Origin of the sequence: Pseudorhodoplanes sp. (assembly GCF_035565795.1) — a bacterium.
Lineage (GTDB): Bacteria > Pseudomonadota > Alphaproteobacteria > Rhizobiales > Xanthobacteraceae > Pseudorhodoplanes.
This window is the reverse complement of sequence record NZ_DATMRV010000264.1, coordinates 1-16,261: the sequence shown is the minus strand read 5'-3', so window position 1 is coordinate 16,261 and position 16,261 is coordinate 1. Positions and strand designations below refer to the sequence as shown.

The 16,261-nt window shown below is 63.8% G+C and carries 12 protein-coding genes and 1 pseudogene; 6 read left to right on the top strand and 7 right to left on the bottom strand.

The features are described 5' to 3' along the window. Window positions 1-54: 54 nt before the first annotated feature. On the bottom strand, window positions 55-981 hold the full coding sequence (locus VNZ93_RS23800) for a metallophosphoesterase (protein ID WP_325711358.1): 927 nt from the start codon (window positions 979-981) through the stop codon (window positions 55-57). Between the two features lie 80 nt (window positions 982-1,061). Further along, window positions 1,062-1,778 carry an extensin family protein gene (locus tag VNZ93_RS23795; protein WP_325711355.1) on the bottom strand — a complete coding sequence of 239 codons (717 nt, stop codon included), beginning with the start codon at window positions 1,776-1,778 and terminating at the stop codon, window positions 1,062-1,064. Between the two features lie 378 nt (window positions 1,779-2,156). Here VNZ93_RS23795 and solA point away from each other — a divergent pair, with 378 nt between their 5' ends. The 5 genes from solA (at window position 2,157) to VNZ93_RS23770 (ending at window position 8,468) form a co-directional block, all read left to right on the top strand. Next, window positions 2,157-3,293, top strand: coding sequence for an N-methyl-L-tryptophan oxidase (gene solA, locus VNZ93_RS23790; RefSeq protein WP_325711352.1), 1,137 nt, complete (start codon window positions 2,157-2,159; stop codon window positions 3,291-3,293). Window positions 3,294-3,539: 246 nt separating this feature from the next. After that, window positions 3,540-5,177, top strand: a complete 1,638-nt coding sequence (locus VNZ93_RS23785) for a fatty-acid--CoA ligase (protein WP_325711349.1) — start codon at window positions 3,540-3,542, stop codon at window positions 5,175-5,177. Window positions 5,178-5,180: 3 nt separating this feature from the next. Beyond that, window positions 5,181-6,446 carry a DUF898 family protein gene (locus VNZ93_RS23780; protein ID WP_325711346.1) on the top strand — a complete coding sequence of 422 codons (1,266 nt, stop codon included), beginning with the start codon at window positions 5,181-5,183 and terminating at the stop codon, window positions 6,444-6,446. Next, entirely contained in the window at window positions 6,443-7,573 is a 1,131-nt protein-coding gene (locus VNZ93_RS23775; RefSeq protein ID WP_325711343.1) for a M48 family metallopeptidase, read from the top strand. Before VNZ93_RS23780 ends, VNZ93_RS23775 begins: the two co-directional genes overlap by 4 nt. 28 nt (window positions 7,574-7,601) lie before the next feature. Beyond that, on the top strand, window positions 7,602-8,468 hold the full coding sequence (locus VNZ93_RS23770; protein WP_325711340.1) for a DUF1499 domain-containing protein: 867 nt from the start codon (window positions 7,602-7,604) through the stop codon (window positions 8,466-8,468). Here VNZ93_RS23770 and VNZ93_RS23765 read toward each other — a convergent pair. Further along, window positions 8,453-9,367 carry an MBL fold metallo-hydrolase gene (locus VNZ93_RS23765; protein WP_325711337.1) on the bottom strand — a complete coding sequence of 305 codons (915 nt, stop codon included), beginning with the start codon at window positions 9,365-9,367 and terminating at the stop codon, window positions 8,453-8,455. The two genes, VNZ93_RS23770 and VNZ93_RS23765, sit on opposite strands and share 16 nt — an antisense overlap. 172 nt (window positions 9,368-9,539) lie before the next feature. On the opposite strand from VNZ93_RS23765, the gene VNZ93_RS23760 reads away from it, so the two are divergent. After that, complete coding sequence (locus tag VNZ93_RS23760; protein ID WP_325711335.1) at window positions 9,540-10,703, top strand: DUF2336 domain-containing protein; 1,164 nt, start codon at window positions 9,540-9,542, stop codon at window positions 10,701-10,703. A gap of 146 nt (window positions 10,704-10,849) precedes the next feature. Here VNZ93_RS23760 and araD read toward each other — a convergent pair whose 3' ends face one another. From araD to VNZ93_RS23740, 4 genes and pseudogenes are all read right to left on the bottom strand, one after another. Then, window positions 10,850-12,574: an L-arabinonate dehydratase gene (araD, locus tag VNZ93_RS23755; protein ID WP_325711332.1), complete on the bottom strand. Its 1,725-nt coding sequence runs from the start codon at window positions 12,572-12,574 to the stop codon at window positions 10,850-10,852. Window positions 12,575-12,746: 172 nt separating this feature from the next. Continuing rightward, entirely contained in the window at window positions 12,747-13,721 is a 975-nt protein-coding gene (locus VNZ93_RS23750; protein ID WP_325711329.1) for a tripartite tricarboxylate transporter substrate binding protein, read from the bottom strand. 134 nt (window positions 13,722-13,855) lie between these two features. Further along, window positions 13,856-15,517: a sensor histidine kinase gene (locus VNZ93_RS23745; protein ID WP_325711327.1), complete on the bottom strand. Its 1,662-nt coding sequence runs from the start codon at window positions 15,515-15,517 to the stop codon at window positions 13,856-13,858. 162 nt (window positions 15,518-15,679) lie between these two features. Next, window positions 15,680-16,261: pseudogene (locus VNZ93_RS23740) on the bottom strand (alcohol dehydrogenase); the annotation flags it as partial.

Here is a 16,261-nt window from a genome sequence, read left to right as displayed (position 1 = left end):
CTTTGACAGCGGCGCCTTCGGGCGCCGTTTTCGGCTGCGATGTCCCGCTCGAACTTATCCAAGCTCGACGTGGACGATCTCCGGCGGCACGCCGATCCGCATCGGCAGGATGCTCGTGCCGAGGCCTCCCGACACGATCAGGTCGCGGCCGCCTTCGACGATATGCCCATAGGCAAAGCGTGCGCCGTATTGCGAGGGCACGAAGGCCGGCCACACCAGCGGCAGCCGCATCTGTCCCCCGTGAGTATGCCCCGCCAGCGTGATCGACACGCGGTCGGGCACCTTCGTGAAGATATCCGGCTCATGCACCATCAGGACCACGGGATCGTCGGTCGTGATCTTGGCCATGGTGGCCGGCAAATCGTCGGCGCCGCGGAAATGCCCGCGGCCGAGCGGCAAAGCCAGCTGATCGCCAAGTCCGGCGAGCCAGAACCGCGAACCCGGTTCGCCGAGCAGCACGGCATCGTTTTCCATCAATGGGATATTGGCACGGGCGAGCGCGAGCCGGATTTCGGACTGCAGGTACCACCAGTCATGATTGCCGAGGATGGCATGCACGCCGAGCGGCGCATTCAGGCGCTTGAGTTCGGCCGACCAGACCTGCGGTGGGACCAGTTCCGTCACGAACCTGTGCGTCGCGACGAAATCGCCGAGCAGGAGCACGATATCGGGACGCAGCGCATTTGAGGCGTCCACGATCTCACGAATTCGCTCAACGCCCATATTGGGGCCGCCAGCATGCAGATCCGCTATGACGGAGATGGACAGGCGCTGTCCCGCCGGCCAGTTGCGCGGCTTGAGCTTGTAGCGCGTTATATCCAGCATCGACGCCGCCTCGACGCCAGCATAGCCCGCGAATGCAGGCCCCGTCAGTGCCGCGACGCCGAGGCCGCCCAGGATCAGCGAGCGCCGGCTGATCGACAGGGACGACTTTCGGGGCTGCTCGATGGGGGTCAGATCGGCAGGACGGACGGGTTTCATGTCACGGTATTTACGCGGGGGGCGGTGAAAGGAGCGTTGATGCGATCGGAGAAACGCTGCGGCATATCGTTTGATCGCGGCTAGGGCGCCTCTTCTGGCCTCGGACGGGGCAACGGAACCTCGCCGGCAGGATCGAGCACGTTCCACTGGCACAGGCGATAGCCGCCCCTTCTCTGGGCAAGATCCACGTGAATATGGGTTTCGTGATGGCCGTCTGAACCGGGGCCAAGAACCGTGGTGAATCGGGCGCAGACCGATTTGCGGACCGCTTCCCGGAACTCGCGGGCCAATTTGCGGTCGGTGAAGTCGGCAAAACGGCCATTGGCGAGGTGCACGCCGCGGACATCGATCGCATTCGCCAGCCCGTGCTCGCTGATCTTCGCGCCTGCGACCCGGTTCCGCCCGCGGCAGTCATACGACGCATAATTGTCGAGTGCGCGCGGCGCGGAGCCGAACTGGCCGGTCATCTCGGTCAGGTCCTCGCGGACCCATGTCGCCAACGCTTCGGCCATCGAGCAGCGGATGGTGGCCGGCGGGCTGACGACCACGCGTGACTTGTCGGGCTGGATGATCGCCTCGAGCTTCACGACATCGCTCGCGCCGCAATCGCCAGGTCCACCGAAGGACGGCAGCGGCTGGATGACTGCGATCTTGTCCGCGACGCGGATCTGGCAGGCGGACGGCTCAGCCGGTTTGGCCCTTACCGTCTCGCTCGCCACTTCCGGGTCGGGCTCCGCTGCAAAAACCTCCATCGGCACCGGCGCAATCCGGCGCGGGACGGTGTCCGGCTGTGGCATGGCCGTTGGTGCAACCTCTGACCTTGGCTTTCTGGATTTCGAACCGCTGGGCTTGGCGGCTTCCGCCCTCGATTGATCCGGATTTGCCCTGTCCGATTTGGGCTCTGCCGGCTGTGACTGCGCCGGCTTGGACGGCGCTGCCTTGGTGCGCGAATCCCTGGCCGGCGCAGGCGGGGTCTGTGCCTGCGCCACATGCGCGAGGCCCACCATCGTGATTGTCAGCAAGATCTTGAAGAAACGTCCCACGGCTGCGCATGTCCGGCGCGAATGCGGCTTTTGTGCGGGACCGAAGCTGCAACGACAATTCCTCGTTGTCGCAGCTGTGATAGACATCGGTGCAACGCGAGCTGGGGAAGTCGCAAGCTCTGGAAGTCGAATGTGACGCATGACGTGATTGTGGTCGGGCTCGGCGCGATGGGTAGCGCCGCGCTTTACCATCTGGCGCGCCGGGATGTGCGGGTGCTCGGGATCGAGCGCTTCGAACCCGGGCACGAGCGCGGTTCCTCGCATGGCCGCACGCGGATCATTCGCCACGGCTATTTCGAGCATCCCTCCTACGTACCGCTCGTCCGCCGCGCTGCCGCAATGTGGCGCGAGCTGGAGGCCGCCTCGGGCGGCTCGCTGATGACCGTCACCGGCATTGCGGAGATTGGAAAGCCGGACTCTGTCCTCGTCTCGGGCACGCTCGCCGCCGCGCGCGAACATCGGCTGCCGCATGAAGTCATCTCCGCTCCTGAGCTCACGCGACGCTACCCCGCGTTTCGCCTGCCGTCCGACTACGTCGCGGTCATGCAGCCCGATGCGGGTTTCGTAGAAGCCGAAGCCGGGATCCGTGCGCATCTGCGTCTGGCGGTGGCGGCGGGCGCCGACATGCGGACCAGCGAACCGGTCATCTCTGTCGAACAGATTGGCGAGCGCGTCCGCGTCAGGACCGAGCGCAAGATCTATGAAGCGGGCGTTGTCATCGTTGCGGCCGGCGCCTGGGCCACGTCGCTCGTTCCCGAACTCAGCCTGCCGCTCGTGGTGACGCGGCAGGTCCTGCTTTGGGTTCGACCGGACCAGCCGGAGTTGTTCAGGACCGGATGGTTCCCGGTTTTCATGATCGAAAGCGAAGTCGGCATCCATTACGGCTTCCCGATGCTCGACGATGGCCTGCTGAAGATCGCGAAACATCACCACGACCGGGAGGTCGTCGACCCGGATAGCTACGACCGGACAGTGAGCGCGGCGGATGAAGAGACCATCACCGGCCCATTGTTCAGGATGCTGCCGGCGGCGTCCGGTCCGGTCATGGCGGCAAAGACCTGCCTCTACACGATGGCGCCGGACGAGGACTTCGTCATCGACCGCGTGCCGGGACGCGAGCGCATTGTCATCGCCTCGCCCTGCTCCGGCCACGGGTTCAAGTTTGCGCCAGCGATCGGCCAGGCGCTCGCCGACCTCGCGCTGACCGGGCGGACGGCAGTCGATCTTCGCCGGTTCCGGCTGTCGCGGTTCGCCAGGTCGGCAGGCTAGTGGTCCGATTCAAACATTCGCATCCCTTCTCGGCAGGCTCCTTTGCGAATGTTTGAATCAAAGGACCACTAGCAAATATTAGATTCTAGTGGAGCTTTGGATTTGACATTCGCTCTGCGAGCCCGCGGCTGGGTGGGTAGTGAATGTCAAATCCGCTCCACTAGAGGCACTTCCCGACACGGGGCAGCGTCAGTAACCTTGGCTCGCTGGAAGGCGACAAAAACAAAATGCCAAGGGAGACACGCTATGCGCGGGCTGATGCAGGATTGGCCGCTTCTGTGCCATCGCATTCTCGATCACGCGGCGACCTTTCATGCCGGCCGGCCGGTCGTATCGCGCCTCGTCGAAGGTCCGATCCATCGCACGACATACGGTGAATTGCGCGGACGCGCGCTGAAGGTTGCGCAGCGGCTGGAGCGGGACGGCGTACGCTTCGGCGACCGGGTCGCGACTCTGGCGTGGAATACGTTCCGGCACGTCGAGTGCTGGTACGGCATCATGGGCATCGGGGCGGTCTATCACACGGTGAACCCGCGCCTGTTCCCCGAGCAGATCGCGTGGATCGTCAATCACGCCGAAGACCGCGTGATGATCACGGACCTCACCTTCGTTCCATTGCTCGAAAAGCTCGCGGACAAGCTTCCTTCGATCGAACGCTACGTCGTCCTCACCGACGCTGCGCATATGCCCGCCACGTCGCTGAGGAATGCCATGCCTTACGAGGAATGGCTCGCCGAAGCCGACGGCGATTTTGCCTGGAAAAGCTTCGACGAGAACAGCGCGGCCGGCATGTGCTACACCTCCGGCACCACCGGTCATCCGAAGGGCGTCCTTTATTCGCATCGCTCGAATGTGCTGCATTCGATGATGGCGAGCATGGGCGACGCCATGGGCGTGTCGTCGCGCGATGTCATCATGCCGGTCGTGCCGATGTTCCACGCCAATTGCTGGGGGCTTGCACTGACTGCGCCGATGAACGGCGCTGCGCTGGTCATGCCGGGCATGAAGATGGATGGCGCCTCGATCTACGAACTGCTCGACACGTATCGCGTGACCTGCACCGCGGCGGTGCCGACCATCTGGATGATGCTGCTTCAGCATCTCGAAGCAACCGGCGCGAAGCTGCCCTATCTCAATCGCGTGGTGATCGGCGGTTCGGCCTGCCCGCGCGCAATGACCGAGACATTCGAACGGGACTACGGCGTCAATGTCATCCACGCCTGGGGTATGACGGAAATGTCGCCGCTCGGCTCGCTCTGCACGATCAAGCCGGATTACGCGGCGCTTGAAGGCGACGCCCTGCTCGACCTGAAGGTGAAGCAGGGCCATCCGCCCTTCGGCGTCGAGATGCGCATCACGGACGACCACGGCGCCGATCAGCCGTGGGACGGAAAAACGTTCGGACGGCTCAAGGTCCGCGGCCCGGCGGTGGCGCGCAGCTATTTCAAGGACGATTCGCCGATCCTGGACGAACAGGATTTTTTCGATACCGGTGACGTCGCGACCCTCGATCCACACGGCTACATGCAGATCACTGACCGTTCCAAGGACGTGATCAAGTCCGGCGGCGAATGGATATCCTCGATCGATCTGGAAAACCTTGCCGTCGGCCATCCCAAGGTTGCGGAAGCGGCGGTGATCGGAGTGCCTCACCCGAAATGGGGCGAGAGGCCGCTCCTGATCGTCGTGCAGAAGAAAGATACCCAAGCTGACAAGGAGGAGTTGCTCACGTTCATGCGCGGCAAGGTCGCCGACTGGTGGCTGCCGGATGACGTGGCGTTCGTGGACGAGATTCCGCATACCGCGACCGGGAAGATCCAAAAAACGGCATTGCGCGAACGCTTCAAGGGCTACATCCTGCCGGGAATCGTGGCCGCGGAGTGAGACATGGCGTCGGCAGAGACCGGCTCGATTGCCGCTGCGGCAAGCAGTGCGGCGCGTCACGCGCGCTTCATCGGTCCGTCGAAAGAGTATTGGCGGATCGCCGTGCGCGGCGCTGTCCTGTTGATGGCCACGCTCGGCCTCTACCGGTTCTGGCTGGCGACCGATATCCGCCGCTTCCTGTGGGCCAATACCGAGATAGGCGGCGAGTCGCTCGAATATTCCGGAACCGCGCTTGAGCTGCTGCAGGGCTTCCTGTTCGCCGTCGCGCTGGTGCTGCCGGTCTACACGGCCTTCACCATCACGGTGCTCGATCTCGGCGCCTTCGGCAGCTTTCTCTCGACCTCGGCCGTCCTGCTGCTCGTCTTCATGAGCCAGTACGGCATCTTTCTCGCGCGGCGCTATCGCCTGACCCGCACGGTGTTCCGCGGCTTGCGCTTTCATCAATCGGGCAGCGGCATCCTGTACTCGATCTGCGCGGTCTGGTGGTGGGGCTGGACCGTCCTTACGCTGGGCTTCGCCTATCCGTTCACGCGCGCGGCGCTCGAACGCTTCAAGATGAAACATACCTGGTACGGCGATCTGCAGGGACGTTTCGAGGGATCGGGCTGGCGTCTGTTCATCCGCGGCTTCCTGATGTGGCTGCTGGTGCTCGTTCCGTTGCTGGCAACAGCCGGCGCGCTGCTGTCGATCAACTGGTCCGCGGTGATGACGGCCCTGCGCGGCGGCGGTGACGTGGTCCAGCGTGTCGAAAAGGCAAGTCCCGGCTTCCTCGGCCAACTGGGATTCGGGATCGTTGCCTTCGCGGTGACACTCGCGATGGTCGCACTGCTGTTGCCGGCCTTCCACGCGATGGTGATGCGCTGGTGGATCGGCGGAATCCGGTTCGGCACCATCGTCGTGACCTCCCATTTGCGCACCCGCGACGTGTATTTCGCGTACCTGCGCTTCATCGGCCTGCTGATCGCATTCATCATCGTGCTGATGATCGGCGTGTTTTTCGGCCTGGTCTTTCTCGGGGCATTCACGCAGGACGGCTCGCTCCTGTCGGAATTCCTCACGGTGGCGATGATGGTCGGCACCTATGTGGTCTTCATGCTCGGGCTGATCACGCTTTACAACGCGGTGGTCACGCTGTCGGTCTGGCGACTCACCGCAAACTCGATCGAATTGTCGGACCCGCAGGCAATCGGCCGGGTGAAAGCGGCCGGTGAAGCAAGCTCGCCCCTCGGCGAAGGGATCGCGGACGTGCTCAATCTCGGTGGCATATGACGGGCCTCATCGACGTTGGCCGCACGAGCGACGCCGTCTATTTCGACGGCGCGACCTCGGCGCATCACGACGTGACGCTGGAGCTGAACGATTACGCCGTGGTGATCTTCGATCTCACCGGCGAGCTGATCGACCAATGGCCCTATCTACGCCTGAAACACCTGTCCGCGCCGGCGCATGTCTTCCGCATCGGTCTGCGCAAGTCTGACAATCTCGCCCGGCTGGAGATCACCGATCAGGACATGGCACACGCCATCGACGTCGCCTGCCCGGACATCGACCGAACCGGCGCAAGCGCGAGCAAGGCCAGGCGTCGCGCGATCGCGCTCAGCTTCCTTGCCGCGGTGTCGCTGTTTGCTGTTGCGTTCTATGGCGTCCCGGTGCTCGCGGACCGTCTCGCACAATATGTTCCGCTGGGCATCGAGCGCCGCCTGGGCAGCGCCGCAGACATGCAGGTGCGCGCGATGCTCGACAAGGGCCCGCGCGAGCGTCCCTTCGAATGCGGCGAAGCGGCCACTGAGCAGACTGGCCGCGCGGCGTTTCAGAAGCTGATGGCGCGGCTGCAGGCGGCTGGCGACCTCAAGCTGCCGCTGCGGGCGGCGGTGATCCGGCGGGAGGAAGCCAATGCCATCGCACTGCCCGGCGGCCACGTCTACGTGTTCAAGGGCCTCATCGATCAGGCGGAGAACATCGATGAGGTCGCCGGCGTCATCGCCCATGAGCTCGGCCACGTCGCCAACCGGGACGGCACCCGCGCGATCATGCAGGCCACCGGGCTGTCGCTGATTTTCGGTATACTCCTCGGCGATTTCGTCGGCGGAGGCGCCGTGGTTCTGGCGAGCGAATCGCTGCTCAAATCCGCCTATTCGCGCGAGGCCGAGAGCCGGGCCGACGACTACGCTGTCCGCACCATGCAGCAGGCGGGCGGCGACCCGCGTTCGCTGGCGCGGTTTCTTGGCCGAATCGCCGGGAAAGCGCGCACCAGATCGATTTTCGTCGACCATCCGGCGACACCGGACCGCGTCTCGCGTATCAATGCCATCGCGCCGCCTCAAAGTGCTGGCGCAACCCTTCTTGACGCGGCCGAGTGGAGAGCCTTGAAACGCATCTGCGCGGGATATCCGTAGAACTTCCCCGCGCTGGGCATGGACGATCATGGTACGCCGCCGGCTTCCCGACGAACCGAACTCAAAGCTCGCGATCTGGTCGCGGCGGCTGGCGCTGTTCGCGGTGGCGGCAGCGCTGATTGCGATCATTGTCGTTCGCGCGGGCCTGATCGAGGCGCTCCCGGGCATGGCCGCTCTCGGTGGCGCGCTGGCCTTTGCCGGGCTCGCCATCCTGCTGGCGCTGGGTTCATTCGTGACAATCTGGCGGCAAGGCCTTGGCGGCCTCGGTTACGCGGTCACCGCGCTGTTCATCGGCGGTTTGCTCCTCAGCTACCCCGCTTATCTCGGCTACAAGGCCTACAAGCTGCCGCCGATCTACGACATCACCACCGACGTGCTCGACCCGCCGGGCTTCGATGCCGTCCGACGTCTGCGTTCACGCAACACCAATCCGGCTCAATATGCCGGTCTTTATGCCGCCGAGCAGCAGCGCGAAGGCTATCCGAATATCGCGCCTCTGGAATTGTCGGTGCCGCCGAAGACCGCTTACGACCACGCGCTGGCGCTCGTGAACAAGCGGCGCTGGCTTGTGCTGGACGCTCGCGAACCGCAACCCAAGCGACGCGATGGCCGCATCGAAGCGGTTGCCCGCAGTCCGATCATGGGTTTCCGCGAAGACCTCGTGATCCGTATCCGGGGGACGGACGAAGAGTCACGCGTCGATATGCGTTCCTCGTCGCGCTATGGCTTTCACGACCTCGGCAGCAATGCGTCGCGCATCAGTGCTTTTCTCGAAGCCCTCGAGGACAACATCGACGTGGCACTCGAGCGCGAGGAGCGCCGCCGCCCTGCGCCGAAAAAGGCGCCCCCGCCCAAGACGAAGGGCTCACAGGGGACACCTCAGGCCAAGCGGTAGTACCCCGCGATCGAGGGCGGCCCCTCGGTCAGGACCTTTCCGCGCGCGACCAGATCTTCCAGATGCGCCAGCACGGATAATCCCGCGGCACCGACCAGGCGCGGATCGATCCCGATATAGATCGCGCGCACAAGCGTCGGGATATCGGCCGCACCCTTCGCCAGCCTGTGCAGGATCGACTCCTCCCGGCCGAGCCGATGGCGGATATAGCTCTGCACGAAGCGCGGCGCTTCGCGAATGAGGTTGCCGTGGCCGGGGAAATAGACCGTCTCCTGCCGCTCGGCGAGCTTGTAGAGCGAGGTCATGTAATCGCTCATCGCGCCATCCGGCGGCGCGACGATCGAGGTCGACCAGCCCATCACGTGGTCGCCGGAAAACAATGCATTCGTTTCCTTCAGCGCATACGCCATGTGGTTGGCGCAATGGCCGGGCGTCGCGACTGCCTCCAGCGTCCAGCCTGCGCCGGAGATCAAGTCGCTATCGGCGAGCTTGTGATCGGGGCGGAAATCCATGTCGCCCGCGGCATCGAGCGGGTTGATCTCGCCGATATGCAACGAACGCGACGCACGATGCGGCCCTTCCCCATAGGTCTTCGCCCCCGTTGCCGCTTTCAGCGCCGCAGCCCCTGGCGAATGGTCGCGATGGGTATGCGTCAGCACGATGTGGGTGACGGTTTCGCCGCGAAGGGCATCGAGCAGTGCCCGCACATGCCCCTCGTCCTCCGGTCCCGGATCGATCACGGCGACCTTGCCGCTTCCGACGACGTAGGTGACGGTCCCCTTGAAGGTGAACGGGCCGCTATTGCCGACGCAGATCGCCCGCACCATCGGCGCGATCTCCTTCATCACACCGGGCTCGAGGTCGAAGCTCTTGTCGAAAGGAATGTCGTCGTCGGCCATCCGCGTCCGCTTGCGAAGCTGTTGTGGGATCTGAGTCCCGTCACCTGAGACCGGGCATCGGGGATTTGATCGGCATTTTAATCACACACGACGCAATGAAGGCAAAAACCATTCAAGAATTACCGCTATGCTCCCGGCAAATACCGACACAGTTTGAGTACGGCGGACGAAAATGTCTGAGACCCCTTCCCTTATCCAGGAGCTTGAACAGGCGATTGCAGCCGGATCACCGGCCATGCGGCTCAATACCTTGACCCGCATTACCGACCTGTTTCTTGCCGGTTCGGGAGGGCACACCGACGAACAACTTGCGCTGTTCGATGATATCCTGATGGTGCTCGTCGAAACGATCGAGGTGAACGCCAAGGCGCAGTTGTCCCGCCGCCTCGCCAATCGTTCCGATGCGCCGCCGAAAGTGGTGCGGACCCTCGCCTTCGACGATGCCATCATCGTCGCCGCGCCGGTCCTGATGCATTCCGAACGCCTGACCGACAACGACCTCGTTGAGAATGCCAGCACCAAGAGCCAGGATCACCTGCAGGCCATCACGCAGCGGCGGACGCTGAGCGAGGCCGTCACCGACGCTCTGGTCGATCGCGGCAACAGTCGCGTGATCCAGCTCGTGGCGCAGAATGCCGGCGCGCGTTTCTCCGACAGCGGTTTCGGCAAACTGGTCACCAAGGCAGCAGGCGACGAAGGCCTCACCCGCTATGTCGGCTCGCGCCGCGATATCCCGCGACATCATTTCGTCAAGCTCCTGGAAACCGCATCTGCGGAAGTGCGCGCGCGACTGGCCGCAGCCAATCCGCATCTCAGCGACGTGATCGATTCGACCGTCTCCGACGTCTCCTCGTCGATCAGCGACGACGTGCGCAACACGTCGCGCGATCACGCGCGTGCCATCGCGCGGATCAAGCGTCTGCATCGGACGGGACAGTTCAGCGAAGCCGATCTGCATGCCTATGCCAGCGCGAACGACTTCGAGCGGACCGCCGTTGCGCTTGCCGCACTCGGCGAGTTTCCGATGGACCTTGTCGAGCGCGCGCTGCTCGACAAGTCCACCGACCAGATCATCATCCTCACCCGCGCCGCGAAATGCTGCCGGACCACGGTCCGCGCCGTGCTGACGATGCGCGCCGCCGACCGCAGACTGTCGCCGATGGACCTCGCCGATGCGCTCGCGGCATTCGACCGGCTGCAACTGAGCACGGCGCGCAGCGCGCTCGAATTCTATCGTCTCCGCCGGCAGAGCGACGAGAAAGCGCACGTCCCGACCGACATGGCGCTGGAATGGTACGTGCAATCCATTCCGGAGCCGCGGCAGGCGGGGGGCTGAGAGCTCTCGCACTCAACCGCGTCCGCGAGCGTTACATAGCGCCGCGCTATCGGCACAATCGTCCGACGGCATTTCAACGCGGAACCACCGCGCATTACGTCCCTTCCATGCTCGCACCCGGGCTGGGAGCGCGCCATCGGGTGCGGCTAGTGAATTTCCGGCTCCGGCGTCTTCGCGCCCGCGAGCAGGAAGTCGAAATCGCAGCCGTCATCGGCCTGTCCGATATGTTCGGCGAACATCGCGCCGTAACCGCGCTGGTAATGCGGTTTCGGCGGCACCCACGCGGCCTTGCGGCGCGCCAGCTCCTCGTCGCTGACATGCAGGTGGATGCGCCGGTTCTTCACATCGACCTCGATCTCGTCCCCGGTCTGCACGAAGGCAAGCGGTCCGCCGACGAAGCTTTCCGGTGCGACATGCAGGATGCACGCGCCGTAGCTCGTGCCGCTCATGCGCGCATCCGATATGCGCAGCATGTCGCGCACGCCTTGCTTCACCAGCTTCTTCGGAATCGGCAGCATGCCCCATTCCGGCATGCCCGGCCCGCCCTTCGGCCCGGCATTCTTCAGGACGAGGATATGGTCCGGCGTCACGTCGAGGTCGTCGCGCTCGATCTCGCGCGCCATGTGGTTGTAATCCTCGAACGCGATCACCTTGCCGCGGTGCTGCGTGAGCCTCTGCTCGGCGGCCGACGGCTTCATCACGCAGCCGCGCGGCGCGAGATTGCCCTTCAGCACCGCGGTCGCGCCGCCCTCGTAGATCGGGTCGGACAGCGGATGAATCACTTCAGGCAAATGCACCCTCGCTCCGGCGATGTTCTCGCCAACGGTCTTGCCGGTAACCGTCATGCATGACAGGTCGAGCAAATGGCGCAGTTCGGCCATCAATCCGCGAAGTCCGCCGGCATAGTAGAAATCCTCCATCAGGAATTTTCCGGACGGCGTGATGTTTGCGACCACTGGCACTTCGCGCGAGATCTGGTCGAACCGGTCCATATCCAGCGGAATGCCGGCGCGCCTTGCCATCGCCACCACATGCACGATCGCATTGGTCGAACCGCCAAGCGCCATGTGGACCTTGATCGCATTGTCGAAGGCGGCGGGCGTGAGAATCTTTGCCGGCGTGAGGTCCTCCCACACCATGTCAACGATGCGGCGCCCTGCGCCCGAACACATCCGCGGATGGCTGGAATCCGCCGCCGGGATCGACGATGCCCCCGGCAACGCGAGGCCCATCGCTTCGGCGATCGACATCATGGTCGCTGCCGTACCCATCACCATGCAGGTCCCGAACGAGCGCGCGATGCCGCCCTCGATCTCGTTCCAGTCGTCGTCGGTGATGTTTCCGGCACGCTTCTCGTCCCAGTATTTCCAGACGTCCGAGCCCGAGCCGAGCTTCTGGCCGCGCCAGTTGCCGCGCAGCATCGGGCCGGCCGGTATGTAGATTGACGGGATGCCCATCGAGATCGCACCCATGATCAGCGCAGGCGTGGTCTTGTCGCAGCCGCCCATGAGCACCGCGCCGTCGATCGGATGCGAGCGAAGAAGTTCCTCGGTCTCCATCGCGAGGAAATTGCGATAAAGCATCGTGGTCGGCTTGATGAATGGTTCCGAGAGCGACATCGCCGGCAACTCGACCGGAAAGCCGCCCGCCTCCCACACGCCGCGCTTCACATCGTCGGCGCGCGAACGCAGATGCGCATGGCACGCGTTCAGGTCGCTCCAGGTGTTGATGATGCCGATGACCGGCTTTCCTTCCCAGTCGGCCTTGTCGTAGCCGAACTGGCGCAATCGCGAACGATGACCGAACGAACGCAGGTCGTTGACTCCGAGCCAGCGATGGCTGCGGAGATTTTCGGGCCGTTTCTGTTTCATTTGCGAGGAGTTTGCTGTGTGCGAGGAACTTGCTTGGCTGATGCCGCGTCTGCGGGCTACCGGTCATCGCCGGCGTCGACAGGATTGCGCCAGATTGACGGTCGCCGCAACCGTCAGACAAACGGTGGGCGCCATTCGCGCCCGCCGTCCATTGTGTCGCTCGATCCGCTGATCATTCGACCGACAGATTGGCCTCCGTCACCACCTTCTCCCACTTTGCTGTCTCGGAGGCGACGATCTTGCCGAAATCCTCCGGCGTGCCGGCAATGGGAATTCCACCCAGCGCTTTTACCTTCGCGAGAATTTCAGGATCCTTCAGCGCGAGATTCACCTCGCGATTCAGAATCTCGATGATCGCCCGCGGCGTACCCTTCGGCACACTCAGACCGAAAAACGCGCTGGCCTCATAACCTGGCACCGTCTCGCCCACCGTCGGCACATCCGGCAATTCGGGCGAGCGAGCCGCCGTGGTGACGCCGAGCGGCCGCAGGGTGCCGGCCTTGATATGCTGCATCGACGGCGGGAGGTTGTCGAACATCACATGCACCTGACCCGCAAGCAGATCGGTGAGCGCCGGCGCCGATCCGCGATACGGCACATGCGTCATCTTCACGCCGGTCATCGACATGAAGAGCATACCGGAGAGATGGATCGACGTCCCGTTGCCGGACGACGCCATGTTGACCTTTCCGGGATTGGCTTTCGCGTAAGCGATGAACTCGCCGACCGTCTTCGCCGGGACCGACGGATGCACCTCCATCACGTTCGGCACGCGCGCGAAGCCTGCCACCGGATCGGTGTCCTTGAGGAAATTGAACGTGAGCTTCTTGTAGAGCGACGCATTCACCGCGTTGGCGGGATTTGTCAGGATGATCGTGTAGCCGTCCGCGGGCGACTTGATCACCGCTTCGGTCGCGAGATTGTTGCCGGCGCCCGGCTTGTTCTCGATGATGAATTGCTGGCCCAGCCGCTTCGACATCCAGTCGCCGAACAGCCGTGCGAGAATGTCCGTTGCCCCTCCGGGCGGATAACCGACGACAATGCGTGGGTTGCGGTTCGGATAGTTACCGGTCTGGGCATCTGCCGGAACGGCCGGCAGCAACAACAGTCCAACAACAAGCCAGGCGTGGCGCACGCGCAAATCCATGGTGTCTCCGTCCCTTGTGATCCCTGCTTCGAGGCAGGATTGATGTTGTGGCGCCGAGGATAGGGGGCTGGTTGCAATCCGACAATATGCCCGCAGGCGAATAGGTAGGCGTGAGCAGGACAAACGATGACAGTTCAGTCCCCGATATTGGGCGGCAGCCGGATGAGAAACTCGGTGCCTTTCTCCAGCCGCACGATCTCGACCGACCCGCCGAGCTGCTTTGCGGTCCCCTGGATCACCTTGATTCCGAGCGACTTCGATCTGGACGGATCGAAATTGGGCGGCAGGCCCTTGCCCCGATCGGAGAACTTCAATTCGTACGACCCGTTGGCCGCCTTCTTCAGACTGACGAAAATCGGACCGGTCTCGTCAGCCGCATAAGCATGCTTCAGCACGTTGGTAATCAGCTCATGCGTCAGCACGGCGAGTGCGACCGCCTTGCTGCCGGAGAGTTGCAACGGCTCGGCATCGACCTCGATGCGATGCCGGTATCCGCCATAGGCATTCTGGCTATCCTCACAAAGCTTCTTCAGGAATTCGGCAAACTCCACCCGCCCCGCATGATCCGCCTGGTAAAGCTGACGGTAGACCGCCCCGATCGAGATGACGCGATCGCGCGCACGCGCCAGCTGGTCGCGCGCGTCGGGATCGGCGGTATGCCGGCGCTGCAGGTCGAGCACGCTCGACAGCAGATTGAGACTGTTCATCACGCGATGCTGCAACTCGCGCAGAAGGAATGTCTTCTGCTCGAGCAATCCGTTGATGGAATCCGACATGCGCGACAACGCGGCGCTGAGCTGCCCAAGATCGCTTCGCGGATCGAGGTTCGGGAATTTCACGTCGATATCGCCGCGCTCACGACGATTGACCACCGCGACAATCGCCTTCACCGGGCGACGGATCAGCTCATTCGCCGCCCACATCATGCCGGTGACCGCGAGAATCACGGCCGCGAGCCCGAACAGGATGCTGCGCCGTGCGGTGTCGCGAACCTCGGCGAGAGCGATATCGCGGCCAACGCTGACTGCGGTGATCAGTCCGCTCGGCGTCTCCTCCAGCGGAGAAAAGCCGACTATCTGCGGGCGACCGTGTGCATCCGTCGCCTGTGTGACGCCGCCCCTGGTGATGCGCACTGTCGGATAGACGGCTTTCGCGATCTCGCGCGCGTCTTCCTCCCCCGTCTGCGGGATGGTGAACACCAGGCTCCCGTTCCGATCCATCACGGTTACGCGATGGTTCGTGCGCCAGGGCCGCGAGGACAAATCCTGCGCGAGCCGTTCCGGATTGAGGATCAGGACGATGACACCGCGGTTGACGCCGTCGCCCTTGTTGAGGGGCATCGAGATATGGATCGAGGTCGAGCGCGTGACACGGCCCTGCACCAGCGTACCGATGGTGAGTTCGCCGGTCTTGATCGGTCCATCGAAATACAGACGGTCACGCACGTCGAGTGTCGGCGGGATCTCGATCGTGGAACAGATGAACTTGCCGTTCTCGTCGATCACCGCGGCTTCGCGATAGATCGCAAGTCCTGCGATCACTGCCTTGAAATATGACACGCACTCCGCGACGTTGTCCGGCACCGCCGGATGACGGCCCATCGCGATCATGAGCTGGCGGCTGCCTTCCACGATCTGCGCGAGTTCGGCAGCGACAAGGCGCGCCGCCGCCAGCACCTCCTCACGCGAATCCCGCTCCAGGAAATATTGCCAGCGCAGCGTGTTGTAAGCCGTGATCGCGAGCGGCGGCACAAGCGCGACCAACATCAGGATTGCCAGCCGGTAGCGCAGACTCATACGAGGCCCACCATTCCGCCGCCGTAAGGAGCCTAGCAGAACTCGCGTGAAACTTTGCTATCCGCGATATTGCCGCACCGCGCCATAACCCTTCACAATACCGTATCGTCTCAAATTTTCATGTTTTCGGGTTGTTTCAACTTTGCGCGGTCGCGCCATCGCCTACGGCACGAGCACGGCTGCGCCAGCGAAGCGTCCCGCTCTCAGATCCGCGAGCGCCTCGTTGGCGCGCGCCAGCGGATAAACCGTCGTCGTGGTTCTGACGCCCGCCTGTGGTGCAATCGACAGAAACTCCACCGCATCGCGCCGCGTCAGATTGGCAACGGAGACGATCTGCCGCTCCTCCCACAACAGGCGATACGAAAATTGCGGGATGTCGCTCATATGGATTCCGCCGCACACGACACGGCCACCTTTGCGGACGGCTTTCAGCGCCAGCGGCACCATCGATCCGACCGGCGCGAAGATGATCGCGGCGTCGAGCGGCTCCGGCGGCAATTCTTCGGACGCGCCGGCCCAACGCGCGCCGAGGGACAGAGCGTGCGACTGCGCCATCACATCGCCCTTGCGCGTGAAGGCATAGACCTCGCGACCCTGCCAGCGGCAGACCTGCGCGAGGATGTGCGCCGCGGCGCCGAAGCCGTAAAGGCCAATCCGGCGTCCCTCTCCGGCCATGCGGAGCGAGCGCCAGCCGATCAACCCCGCGCACATCAGCGGCGCCGCCGCGGCCGGATCGCCGAAACC

Coding starts and splice junctions, on each gene's coding strand:
- VNZ93_RS23800 (WP_325711358.1), bottom strand. CDS start 981: ATGAAACCCGTCCGTCCTGCCGATCTGACCCCCATCGAGCAGCCCCGA.
- VNZ93_RS23795 (WP_325711355.1), bottom strand. CDS start 1,778: ATGCCACAGCCGGACACCGTCCCGCGCCGGATTGCGCCGGTGCCGATG.
- VNZ93_RS23785 (WP_325711349.1), top strand. CDS start 3,540: ATGCGCGGGCTGATGCAGGATTGGCCGCTTCTGTGCCATCGCATTCTC.
- VNZ93_RS23780 (WP_325711346.1), top strand. CDS start 5,181: ATGGCGTCGGCAGAGACCGGCTCGATTGCCGCTGCGGCAAGCAGTGCG.
- VNZ93_RS23775 (WP_325711343.1), top strand. CDS start 6,443: ATGACGGGCCTCATCGACGTTGGCCGCACGAGCGACGCCGTCTATTTC.
- VNZ93_RS23770 (WP_325711340.1), top strand. CDS start 7,602: ATGGTACGCCGCCGGCTTCCCGACGAACCGAACTCAAAGCTCGCGATC.
- VNZ93_RS23765 (WP_325711337.1), bottom strand. CDS start 9,367: ATGGCCGACGACGACATTCCTTTCGACAAGAGCTTCGACCTCGAGCCC.
- VNZ93_RS23760 (WP_325711335.1), top strand. CDS start 9,540: ATGTCTGAGACCCCTTCCCTTATCCAGGAGCTTGAACAGGCGATTGCA.
- araD (WP_325711332.1), bottom strand. CDS start 12,574: ATGAAACAGAAACGGCCCGAAAATCTCCGCAGCCATCGCTGGCTCGGA.
- VNZ93_RS23750 (WP_325711329.1), bottom strand. CDS start 13,721: ATGGATTTGCGCGTGCGCCACGCCTGGCTTGTTGTTGGACTGTTGTTG.
- VNZ93_RS23745 (WP_325711327.1), bottom strand. CDS start 15,517: ATGAGTCTGCGCTACCGGCTGGCAATCCTGATGTTGGTCGCGCTTGTG.